The organism is Streptomyces sp. NPDC002825 (assembly GCF_040295385.1).
GTDB lineage: Bacteria > Actinomycetota > Actinomycetes > Streptomycetales > Streptomycetaceae > Streptomyces.
Window position 1 is genome coordinate 22461 of sequence record NZ_JBEOVH010000044.1, and the last position, 10907, is coordinate 33367.

General features: G+C 72.7%; 12 protein-coding genes. 3 read left to right on the forward strand and 9 right to left on the reverse strand.

Annotated elements, in window-relative coordinates; genetic code table 11:
• Window positions 1-19 precede the first annotated feature (19 nt).
• The 6 genes from ABT041_RS35805 to ABT041_RS35830 form a co-directional block, all read right to left on the reverse strand.
• The gene (locus tag ABT041_RS35805; RefSeq protein ID WP_351192523.1) at window positions 20-1048 is read right to left on the reverse strand and encodes a LuxR C-terminal-related transcriptional regulator; all 1029 of its coding nucleotides are present in this window, start codon (window positions 1046-1048) and stop codon (window positions 20-22) included.
• Between the two features lie 200 nt (window positions 1049-1248).
• Window positions 1249-1689 carry a Fur family transcriptional regulator gene (locus tag ABT041_RS35810; protein ID WP_351192526.1) on the reverse strand — a complete coding sequence of 147 codons (441 nt, stop codon included), beginning with the start codon at window positions 1687-1689 and terminating at the stop codon, window positions 1249-1251.
• A 167-nt stretch (window positions 1690-1856) separates the two neighbouring features.
• Window positions 1857-2717 (reverse strand): SAM-dependent methyltransferase, encoded by an 861-nt coding sequence (locus ABT041_RS35815; protein WP_351192528.1) that lies wholly within the window; start codon window positions 2715-2717, stop codon window positions 1857-1859.
• A 202-nt stretch (window positions 2718-2919) separates the two neighbouring features.
• Entirely contained in the window at window positions 2920-3399 is a 480-nt protein-coding gene (locus ABT041_RS35820; protein WP_351192531.1) for a GNAT family N-acetyltransferase, read from the reverse strand.
• A gap of 122 nt (window positions 3400-3521) precedes the next feature.
• Window positions 3522-4433, reverse strand: coding sequence for a M56 family metallopeptidase (locus ABT041_RS35825; protein WP_351192533.1), 912 nt, complete (start codon window positions 4431-4433; stop codon window positions 3522-3524).
• Complete coding sequence (locus ABT041_RS35830) at window positions 4430-4828, reverse strand: BlaI/MecI/CopY family transcriptional regulator (protein ID WP_351192535.1); 399 nt, start codon at window positions 4826-4828, stop codon at window positions 4430-4432. Before ABT041_RS35830 ends, ABT041_RS35825 begins: the two co-directional genes overlap by 4 nt.
• A gap of 83 nt (window positions 4829-4911) precedes the next feature.
• Between ABT041_RS35830 and ABT041_RS35835 the strand changes: the two genes are divergently transcribed.
• Complete coding sequence (locus ABT041_RS35835) at window positions 4912-5067, forward strand: hypothetical protein (RefSeq protein ID WP_158718993.1); 156 nt, start codon at window positions 4912-4914, stop codon at window positions 5065-5067.
• A gap of 18 nt (window positions 5068-5085) precedes the next feature.
• Here the strand turns inward: ABT041_RS35835 and ABT041_RS35840 are convergent, their stop codons facing one another.
• From ABT041_RS35840 to ABT041_RS35850, 3 genes are all read right to left on the reverse strand, one after another.
• Window positions 5086-5367, reverse strand: coding sequence for a metal-sensitive transcriptional regulator (locus tag ABT041_RS35840; RefSeq protein WP_015035316.1), 282 nt, complete (start codon window positions 5365-5367; stop codon window positions 5086-5088).
• A gap of 35 nt (window positions 5368-5402) precedes the next feature.
• Entirely contained in the window at window positions 5403-7670 is a 2268-nt protein-coding gene (locus tag ABT041_RS35845; RefSeq protein ID WP_351192538.1) for a heavy metal translocating P-type ATPase, read from the reverse strand.
• Between the two features lie 159 nt (window positions 7671-7829).
• The gene (locus ABT041_RS35850) at window positions 7830-8111 is read right to left on the reverse strand and encodes a heavy-metal-associated domain-containing protein (RefSeq protein ID WP_351192540.1); all 282 of its coding nucleotides are present in this window, start codon (window positions 8109-8111) and stop codon (window positions 7830-7832) included.
• A gap of 224 nt (window positions 8112-8335) precedes the next feature.
• Here ABT041_RS35850 and ABT041_RS35855 point away from each other — a divergent pair, with 224 nt between their 5' ends.
• Together ABT041_RS35855 and ABT041_RS35860 are read left to right on the forward strand one after the other, a co-directional pair.
• A complete protein-coding gene (locus tag ABT041_RS35855; protein ID WP_351192542.1) occupies window positions 8336-9328 on the forward strand; it encodes a DUF8832 domain-containing protein in 993 nt (330 codons plus the stop codon).
• Window positions 9329-9379: 51 nt separating this feature from the next.
• Window positions 9380-10069 (forward strand): copper homeostasis protein CutC, encoded by a 690-nt coding sequence (locus ABT041_RS35860; RefSeq protein WP_351192544.1) that lies wholly within the window; start codon window positions 9380-9382, stop codon window positions 10067-10069.
• Window positions 10070-10907: the final 838 nt, after the last annotated feature.

Genomic DNA, 10907 nt, shown 5'->3' on the forward strand with positions numbered 1-10907 from the left:
GACATCCGAACTCCTCGTACTAGGCCACGGGTTCCGGCCCCTCGCCGTCGAGCAGCCCCAGTCGGGCCGCCTTGACGCCGGCCTCGAAGCGGCTGGCCGCCCCGAGCTCCTGCATGACCTCGGAGAGCAGGCGGCTGACCGTCCGCAGCGACACGCCGAGGCTGCGGGCGATCTGCTCGTCCTTGATGCCGGAGGCGAGCATGTGCAGCGCGGCCCGCTGCTGGTCCGAAAGCCCGTCGCCGCCGGCCTCCCCGGGCTCCTCGCCGTACCGGGAGGCGGCCTGCCAGCAGTACTCGTACAGCGCGAGGTACGAGCGGACCAGGCCGGGACCGCGCGCGAGGATCGTGGGCGAGTCCGGGTCGTGCGGGTCCGTCGGCAGCAGGGCGAAGTTCTCGTCGGCCAGGACCATGTTCATCGGGACGACGGGGGAGAGCCGCAGCTCCACCCCGAGCGCCGCCCGGTCCTCCAGGTGCTGGGTCATCTCGGGCACGGTGCCGACCCGGCGGCTGTACATGGCGCGGACCCGCACCCCGCGCGCCGCCCGGGAGCGGTCCCGCTCCAGCTCGGCGGCCATGTCCTCGCGCCGTACGGAACCGGTGTGCATGACGTGGACGGCGGTCCGGACGGTCCCCGTCAGCTCCGACAGCTCGCGCAGCACCCGCTGCGGGTCACTGACGATCTCCACCTCGACCTCGGAGCGGGGCGCGGCCCCGACCCGCAGGAACGGCCCGGCGAGGGCCTCGAGGGCGGTGTGCGCGCGGCTGGTCGCGGCGAGGCGGTCCTGCAGCCGGTCGCGCTCCCGGCGCAGCAGCCGCAGCAGGGCGACATCGGGGTCGACGACCGTCGGGGCGCCGGGGTCGGACGGGTCACGAGGGGCGGTGAGACCTAAGGAGGCGAGTTCGCCGCGACATCGCTCCCGCTCGTCGGCGGAGAGCTCCAAGCGGTCCGCGACCTCGTCGAAGCCCGCCTCGGGACGGGCGCGCAGCTCCTGGTAGACGGCGAGAGCCTGATCACTACCCGCGCGGGTCACGGCGGCGTTTCTGGACACGGCGCAGCAGACTCCCCTCGGATCCACCCGGACCCTGTGTTGAATCGCCCCGCTAGACCCTGCCACAAAATCGAACGGCACGCACGATGTTGACCGCGCCTCAGGGGCCTGACGAGCACGGGGCGGGCAGCGGGTCGGACGGTCGGATGTACGGCGCCGGCCGCGGGTCGGGCGTTCGGGCGTACGGCGCCTGGCGTCGCTCAGGACGCCGTGTCGTCCGTCCGGCAGTCGGGGCACAGGCCCTTGAAGACGACCTCCGCGTCGTCCACCCGCCACTGCGGCAGCGCGCCCCGGGGCGGCGCGGGCGCGGTCGCGGACACGTTCTCCACCCGGCCGCAGGAGGTGCACAGCGCGTGCTGGTGGGCCGGTCCCGAGATCTCGAAGACCGCGGGCAGACCCGGCCGGTCGAACTTGCTGACCAGACCCGTCTCCTGGAAGTGCCGCAGCATCTCGTACACGGCCTGGCTGGTCAGCGTGCCCAGCCGCTCGCGGGCGGTCGTGGTGATCGCCTCGACGTCGAGATGGCCGCCGGCGGCGAGCACCGTGAGCACCTCCAGGCGCGGGCCCGTGACCCGCAGCCCGACATCGCGCAGGCGCTGGATCACCGCCTCGCGGCCCGTCAGCTCTTCCACGACTGCCATATTCTCCGCCCGCCACCTGGTCGGCTCAAACGTTTGTGGGCATCGTACCTCTTGCTCGTCAACCTCGGCAGGCGCGTATCGGTCAGTCGTCCGTCCCGCACCCAGGTCGTTCAGTCGTCCGTCCCGCACCCAGGTCGTTCAGTCGTCCGTCCCGCACACCAGGCCGGTCAGTCGTCCGTCCGGCACACCAGGAGGACGGACTCCGTCCGCTCGTCGATACGGTGGCGCCGCCGGCCCTCGATGTGCAGCCCCGCCGAGTGCAGCTCGGCCGCGAGCCGCTCCGGGTCGACGATCCACTTGTCGGTGGTCAGCACCACCCGCTCCGAGGACAGCTTGCCGGTCCTGGCCGCGTAGTACGTGATCCGCTCGCTCATCGACGGCAGATCGAAGACCTGCCGGGCCACCACCCACTCGTCGATCCCGTCGAAACGCGGCACCTGGAACGCCCAGGTCCGCCGCGGCTCCGCGATCAGCCCCGGCAGCTGGTGCGCCGTGTAGTCGAGGGCGAGCGCCCCGCCCGTCTCCAGATGGGCGGCGACCTCCCGCAGCAGCCCCGGCCGGCTGTCCGGCGGGACGGCGGTGACCATGGCGCCCGCGAGCAGCGCCAGCCGGTAACTCCCCTCCAGGCGCAGCTCCGTGAGCTCCGCGCGGTGCGTGACGACGAGCCCGGCCACCTGCGGGCCGATCCGGCGCGCCCAGCCTTCGAGGCGCTCCAAGGCCGAGGCGTCCCGGTCCACGGCTTCCACGGCGAATCCGTGCCGGGCGAACGGGACGGCGAGCCGTCCGGCGCCCGAGCCGAGGTCGAGGACGGGTCCGCCGGTGGAGCGGGCGAGGCTGAGATAGCGGACGATGTCCGCGCTGTGCGGGCCGAGCAGGGCGTCATGCAGCCACACGGAGCTCTCGTCGGCGGGGGAGACCGATTCCAGCCCCGGGAGGGTGTCGGCGGTGACCCGGACGCCGGCGCCGGGGCCGGGCTCCGGGTCGAGGCCGTATCGGGACGGCAGGACCGGAGCGAACGCTGCGGGCACGACGGGCAGGGAAGTGCCGCTCGGTGTGTGCATCGCTCCTCCAGGGGCTCGCTCGGTCCATGCCGTCCGGACGAGGAACCCGTGCCGCCGGGCCCGCGCCGCTGAACCCATCCTGACCTGGGGAACGGACCCCGATCCACCGGATCGGGCTGCGTGAACACGCGATGGCGTGGATCTGCCACGCCCCTGATGCCGGACCGCGTCAGAGCGGTCTGCTCCACCGTCTCTCGGAGAGGGCCGCGAAGCCCAGACGGGAGTAGAAGGGGAGCGCCGGGTCGGCCACGGCCGGGAGCTCCACCCGCTGCTCCCGGGCGCCGAAGTCCCGCATCCGCTCGGTCGCGGCGGCGAGCAGCGCCGTACCGACCCCGGCACGGCGCGAGCCCGGCTCCACCGCCAGCGCGTACACCTCGCCCTCGCCCGGCACGGGGACGCCGCCCGCGGCGACGCCGACGACCGTGCCCTCCGCGTCCGTCGCGACCAGCCAGCCGAGCCATCCGGGCGCGCCCCCGGGAATTTCAATTTCCGCGCGTATGCGGGGGAGTGCGCATTGGGCCGAGATCAGCCGCCGTATCGGGATTTCGTCCAGTATTCCGGCGTAGCTGCTCCGGATGATGTCGGCAAGCAGTCTGGATATCGTCGTCGCGTCGCCGGCCGCTGCCGTACGAACGCCAGCGAGCTGCATTGGTTTTGCACCCTTCGACGTGCCGAGTCCGAGCCTCAACGTACCCACAATAGCCGCGTATTCCGTACTCTGTGACCGATGCGAAATCTACGAATTCGCTTAGTAAATAACGGTGTTCGCGATTAGCGGGGGAACGAGCAGCAGGCGACGACCAGCGGGGCCATCGCGAGGGCGGCCGCCGCGATCGTGAGCAACCCGCGCAGCACCGGGTGTCCGGCGCTGTGCGGGGTGAGGATGCGCCGCATGCGCAGCGCCGCCGACGGCCCGCCCGCGGCGAACGCCGACCGCGGCGCCCGCCCCGAGGCCAGCGCGTACAGCGCCGTCGCGAGCGCGTCCCTCGTGCACCGGCGCAACGCCCGGTCGTCCGCGGCCATTTCCAGCAGCAGCGGTACGGCGGTCCCGCCGTGGCGCGCGAGCGGGAGGCGCGGGAAGACGGCCGCGAAGGCCTCCGCCGCCGCGACCAGGAGGTGGTGCCGCCCCGCGATGTGCGCCCGCTCGTGCGCGAGGGCCGCCGCGAGCTGGGCGGGGGTGAGGGTGTGCACCGCGCCGGAGGAGACGACGACCCGGCGGGAGCGGCCGGGCAGGCAGTAGACGGCGGGCCGGTCGTCGTCGAGGACGGTGGCCCGCAGCGCGGGGTCGTACCGGCCGACGAGCCGCAGCAGCCCGGCGTGCCGGGTCCGCACCCGCCGGGCCCGGGTGAGACGGCGGGCGAACGCGGCGGTGGGCAGCGACAGGAAGAGCAGCGAGAGGGAGAGCGCGAACCGCTCGCGCCCGTCGAGGTTCAGGAGCTGGTCGAGCGTGGGGGGCCGGAGCGTGAACAGCATGTCCGCGAGGCGGTGGCTGCTGTCGGAGGTCAGGACCAGCTGGGCGGGCAGCAGCGCGGCCCCCGCCGCGAACCCGGCACCGCACGCTGCCCACACGGCGAGCGCGAGCCGCGGCACCTGCTGGGCCCACCGGGCACGGACGAGCAGTAAGGGCACGAGGAGACCGGTGAGGAGCGCGAGCCCGAGCGGCACGAGCAGGTGATGGTTCACGCGCGCTCCCCGTCCGCCCCGTCGGAGCCTCCGCCGACCCCGCCGCGCGCGGCGCGGAGGGCCGCGTCGAGGGCGGCCATGTCCTCGTCCGAGATGACCTCGACGAACCGCAGGAGGGCGGCCGGGCGGTCCTGGCTGTCGCCGAGGGCGTCCCGCATCAGGCCCGCCGTGTACTCCTCGCGGCTGCGGACCGGCTCGTACAGCCAGGCCCGTCCGGACTTCTCGCGGCGGAGCCAGCCCTTGCGGTGCAGGATGTCCGCGACGGTCATCACCGTCGTATAGGCGACCCGTCGTCCCCGATTGATGTCGTCGACGATCTCGCGGACCGTGGCGGGCCGCTGCCAGGCCCACAGCCGGTCCATGATCTCGGCCTCCAGCTCTCCCAGCCGGCGCACGTGCATCCCCTCCCCCGTAGGGCCTGTCATCGTACGGGCCGCTTCCCCGGCTCAGGTATACCCCCCAGGGGTACGATGGCAGGATGTCGACCCTCATGAAGAACCGCCCCTGCGCGAAGGTCTGCGACTCCGGACTGCCCGGATCGGTGGAGCTGGTGCTCCTCCGCCAGCTGCTCGGCCTCTGTCTCCGGCTGAGTCTCACGCTGTCCGCCGACTGCCCTTCACGCAAGGGCGGTTGACATCGGTTTGGTGCTCCGTCACGTCCGGATCAGCCGGGCGATGGCCTTCGACGCCTCACCCACCTTCACCTTCGCCTGGTCCCCGCCCTGGGCGATGGCCTCCGTGACGCAGCAGCTGAGGTGCTCGTCCAGGAGGGCCACCGCGCAGGACTGGAGGGCCGCGTTGATGGCGGAGACCTGGGTGAGGACGTCGATGCAGTAGACGTCCTCGTCGACCATCCGCTGCACGCCCCTGACCTGGCCCTCGATGCGCCTCAGGCGTCTGATGATGTCTTCCTTGTGCTGTCCGTAACCGGCCACGTCGGGCTCCTCGGAGTTCGGGGGTTCACAGGGGTTCAGCGGTCGGCGGCCTGGAAGCCGCGGAGGCGGAGGCTGTTGCCGACGACGAAGACGGAGGAGAAGGCCATGGCGGCGCCGGCGATCATCGGGTTGAGCAGTCCGGCCGCGGCGAGCGGCAGGGCGGCGACGTTGTAGGCGAAGGCCCAGAAGAGGTTGGAGCGGATGGTGCCGAGGGTCTTGCGGGAGAGCCGGATGGCGTCGGCCGCGGCTCGCAGGTCGCCTCGGACGAGGGTGAGGTCGCCGGCCTCGATGGCGGCGTCGGTGCCGGTGCCCATGGCGAGGCCGAGGTCGGCCTGGGCGAGGGCGGCGGCGTCGTTGACGCCGTCACCGACCATGGCGACCGAACGTCCTTCGTTCTGAAGCTTCTTGACGACGTCGACCTTGTCCTGGGGCATGACTTCGGCGATGACTTCGTCGATGCCGACCTCGGTGGCGACGCTCTGGGCGACGGCCTTGTTGTCGCCGGTGAGCAGGATCGGGGTCAGGCCGAGGGCGCGCAGGCGCTTGATGGCCTCGGCGCTGGTGTCCTTGATGGCGTCGGCGACTTCGAGGACGGCGCGGGCCTGGCCGTCCCAGGCGACGGCGATGGCGGTCTTGCCGGCCCGCTCGGCCTCGTCCTTGGCGGCCTTCAACGAGGCCGGGAGCTCCATCGCCCACTCTTCGAGCAGCTTCTCGCGGCCGACGAGGACGGCGTGGCCGTCGACGATGCCCTGGACGCCGAGTCCGGGGATGTTGGCGAAGTCTTCGGGGGTGGGCAGGGTGCCGACCTTGGCGGCGGCGCCGGTGGCGACGGCCTGGGCGATGGGGTGCTCGCTGGAGTGCTCCAGGGCGCCGGCGAGGCGCAGGACGTCGGTCTCGTCGGTGTCGGTGGTGGTGTGGACCTTGATGAGGGTCATGCGGCCGGTGGTGACGGTGCCGGTCTTGTCCAGGACGATGGTGTCGACCTTGCGGGTGGTCTCCAGGACTTCGGGGCCCTTGATGAGGATGCCGAGCTGGGCGCCGCGGCCGGTGCCGACCATGAGGGCGGTCGGGGTGGCCAGGCCGAGGGCGCAGGGGCAGGCGATGATCAGGACGGCGACGGCGGCGGTGAAGGCGGCGGTCAGGCCCTGTCCGGTGCCGAGCCAGAAGCCGAGGGTGCCGAGTGCGAGGGCGATGACGACGGGGACGAAGACGGCGGAGATCTTGTCGGCGAGGCGCTGGGCGGCGGCCTTGCCGTTCTGGGCGTCTTCGACGAGCTTGGCCATGCGGGCGAGCTGGGTGTCGGCGCCGACGCGGGTGGCTTCGACGACGAGCCGGCCGCCGGCGTTCAGCGTCGCGCCGGTGACGGAGTCGCCGACGGACACCTCGACGGGGACGGACTCGCCGGTGAGCATGGAGGCGTCGACGGCGGAGGAGCCTTCGACGACGGTGCCGTCGGTGGCGATCTTCTCGCCGGGGCGGACCAGGAAGCGGTCGCCGGTCTGGAGTTCGGCGGTGGGCAGGGTGATCTCGCGGCCGTCCTTGAGGACGGTGACTTCCTTGGCGCCGAGCTGCATGAGGGCCTTCAGCGCGGCGCCCGCCTTGCGCTTCGAGCGGGCCTCGAAGTACCGGCCGGCCAGGATGAAGGCGGTGACGCCGGCGGCGGCCTCCAGGTAGATGTTCCCGGCGCCGTCGGTGCGGGCGATCGTGAACTCGAAGGGGTGCGTCATCCCGGGCGTACCGGCGGTGCCGAAGAACAGTGCCCACAGGGACCACAGGAACGCGGCGATGGTGCCGACCGAGATGAGGGTGTCCATGGTGGCGGCGCCGTGCCGGGCGTTGGTCCAGGCGGCCTTGTGGAAGGGCCAGGCGGCGTAGACGACGACCGGCGCGGCGAGCGTGAGGCTCAGCCACTGCCAGTACTCGATCTGCAGCGCCGGGACCATCGCCATCGCGATGGTCGGCACGGCGAGCGCGACGGCGGTGATCAGGCGCTGCTTGAGCGGCCGCAGCTCGGCGTCGGCGATCTCCTCGTCGGAGGGACCGTCCTCGCCGCCGCCGCTCGCGGGCCGTTCGGGCTGGGGCTCCTGGGCGGTGTAACCGGTGGCCTCGACGGTGGCGATCAGGTCGGCGACGGCGATGTCGGCGTCGAAGGTGACCTTCGCCTTCTCGGTGGCGTAGTTGACGGTGGCCTCGACCCCGTCCATGCGGTTGAGCTTCTTCTCGATGCGGGCCGCGCACGAGGCGCAGGTCATGCCGCCGATGGCGAGCTCGACCTGGGCGGTGCCCGGAGTGGTCGTGGTCATTTCCTGCTCCTCGGTGTAGCGGGTTCGGGGGCCGGGGCCCGGGCGTGGAGGTCGGGCCCCGGCGGCCGGGGTGGTGCGGGCGGGTGTCCGCCTGCCGGGCGGACCGTCGGGTACCGGGACGGGGGACGCCGGTGGGGTGTCGGTCTGCCCGGCGGCGGATCAGGCCCGGCCGGTCAGCTCGTAGCCCGCGTCGTCGACGGCCGCGGTGATCGCGGCGTCGTCGGGCTCGCCGCCGGTGGTCACGGTCACCAGGCCGCCGTCGACGTCGACATCGACGGAGATGACGCCGTCGAGCGCGCTGACGGACTTGGTGATCGCGGACTTGCAGTGGCCGCAGGTCATGCCGGAGACGGCGTAGACGGTGACCGTGCTGTCCGCGACCGCGACGGCAGTGGTCTCCGTGGTCGAGCAGCTGTTGTCGGGGGTGCAGCAGGAGCCCATGGCTTCCTCCTCGGTCGGTTCTTCTGGGGCCGATACCCTCAGGGGGTATCTGTGGAACGGGTTCATGTATACCCCCCGGTGGTATCCGACGCAAGTGTGGATGCGACTTGACTTGATACCCCCCAGGGGTATGGTGAAGTGCATCGGGTGAACGGATGCGGCCCCTCGGACGCCTCCCGCACACCCCCCATGCCACCCACGCACCCACGTACGGGAGAGCAGTCATGAACACCGGAGTGAAGATCACTGCCTTTGCCGCCGCGCTCGCCGCGACCTTCGGGACCGCGTACGGGGTCGGCAAGGGGGTCGGCCCCGTCGAGGAGCCGAAGAAGGCGGAGCACGGCGACCACGCGGCGCAGGAGCCGCAGAAGAAGACGGAGGGGGGTCATGCCGGCCACGGCGAGGAGGCGGCGACGGCGGCCTCATCGCTCCCGGGAGGCCTCCAGATCTCCCAGGACGGCTACACCCTGGCCCTCGAGACGCCCACGCCCGCCGCGGGGCGGAGCACCCTGAAGTTCTCCATCAAGGACGCGGCCGGCAAGAAGGTCACCGCCTTCACCACCGAGCACGGCAAGGAACTGCACTTCATCGTCGCCTCGCGCGACCTCAACACCTTCCGCCACCTGCACCCGGTGAAGGCCGCCGACGGCACCTGGTCGGTGGACGCGGACCTGCCGGCGGCAGGCGCCTACAAGGCCTTCGCCGACTTCAAGCCGGCCGCGGCCGGGGCCAAGGGCGTCACGCTGGGCGCGGACCTGTCGGTGCCGGGCGCCTACGCCCCGAAGCCGCTGCCGGCGGTGGCCCCGACGGCGACGGTGGACGGCTACCAGGTCCGCCTGGGCGGAGTCCTGGACCCGGGCAAGGCGGGCGAGCTCCGTCTGACGGTCTCCAAGGGCGGGAAGCCGGTCACCGACCTGGAGCCGTACCTCGGCGCGTACGGCCACCTCGTCGCCCTGCGCGACGGCGACCTCGCCTACCTCCACGTGCACCCCAACGAGGGCGGCCCCGGCCCGGACGTCTCCTTCACGGCGACGGCACCCAGCGCGGGGACGTACCGCCTGTTCCTCGACTTCCAGCACGAGGGCAAGGTCCGGACGGCGTCCTTCACGGTGACGGCGGGCGCGAACGGCAAGGCGCCGGCCCCGGCCGCGACGGAGACGGCCACGAGCGGGACGGGTGAGGCGGGGCACGATGCGGGAGGTCACGCGCACGGCTAGTCTGGTCATTGGACTAGACCTGTAGTCGTCATTCATGGAGGAATGGGCGAGATGAGCAACCGTGCTGTCCTTGAGGTGATCGCCCTCGACGAGGAAGACGCGGTCGCTGCCCAGACCGGTGGCGCCGACCGGCTCGAACTCGTCACCGACATGGCGGCGGACGGTCTCACCCCGTCGACGGCCACCTTCACCGCCATCCGCCGCGCGGTCGACATCCCGCTCCGCGTGATGCTCCGCCTGGCGGACGGCTTCGCGGCGGGCGACGTCGAGGCCCTGGTCGGCCGGGCGGAGGAGCTCCGCTCGGCGGGCGCCGACGAGTTCGTCCTCGGCTTCCTGACGGCGGACGGCGAGCCGGACCTGGTCGCGGTGGAGCGCCTGGTCGCCGTCCTGGACGGCTGCCGCTGGACCTTCCACCGGGCGATCGACCGCGCGGCCGACCGGGACGGCCTGCGCAAGCGCCTCGCGGACCTGCCGGGCCTCGACACGTACCTGACGGCGGGAGCGGCGACGGGAGTCGACGACGGCCTGGCCACCCTGAAGGCCGAAGCGGCCCGCGCGGGCGAGCCGGGGTACGAGCCGCAGATCCTCGTGGGCGGAGGCCTCCGTCTCGACCACCTCCCGACCCTCCGGGCGGCAGGCCTGACGGCCTTCCACATCGGCGGCGCGGCGAGGCCCCAGGGCTGGACGCACCCGGTCTCGGCAGCAGCGGTCGGCAGGTGGCGCGAGGCGGTGGACGCGTAGGTCGTCGAGGCGTTAGGCGCGTAGGCCCTGGGGGTCTCGGTAGCGCGCCGTCTCCTTGGTCCTGGGGGCGGGCCGGGTTGGTGGGCTTCTGGTGGGACCGCCCTCTTTCCGAGAGTCGCGCCTTCCGGTGCCGGGTCAAGGGCGCCTTCGGCGTCGGCTTCGCCGATTCCGCTGCGCTCCACCCTTGACCCGGCACTCCAGACGCGAAAGACCTCTCGGAGGGCGGTCCGGGGGGACGGGTCCACGCCGAGGCGACGGGGCCCGTCCCGCCGTGGGCGGGTGAAGGGTTGGCGGGCGGGGGCGAGGCCGGGCATCGGCTGGGGTGGGTATGGCGCCTTGGGCCGGTGGGGTGGGGGCTTGGTTCGTGGCGGGTGTGGGTGGGTCCGGTTCGGTGGGTGGGGTCGCGCGGAGTTGAATGGGGCAGCCGGGCGGTGCTTAGCGGGTTGCGGCCGTCGGTTGGCGGGGACTCAGGCCCCGCTGGTCATTCCCGGTGGGTGGAAGGGGGTGAGGGAAGCGCTAGGAGCGTGGGTCAGTAACGAGCAAGCGGCTCCGCTCCCGTGATTGGCGGATCGGTCGCGGCGGGCTCGTCGGGGCATATGGGGCTGGCGGGAGCCTGCCCACCAAGTGTCCGGTCGGCAGGGCTCGTGATGTGGCCGGTGACCCGATGCTCTGGTACGGGATGGTCAACCACGTCTCCGGGCTGGACTTCCTCGGTGTCACCGGGGAGCGTGCCCCGGCAGCGGCAGCGGCAGCGGCAGCGGCAGCGGCAGCGGCAGCGGCAGCGGCAGCGGCAGCGGCAGCGGCAGCGGCAGCGGCAGCGGCAGCGGCAGCGGCAGCG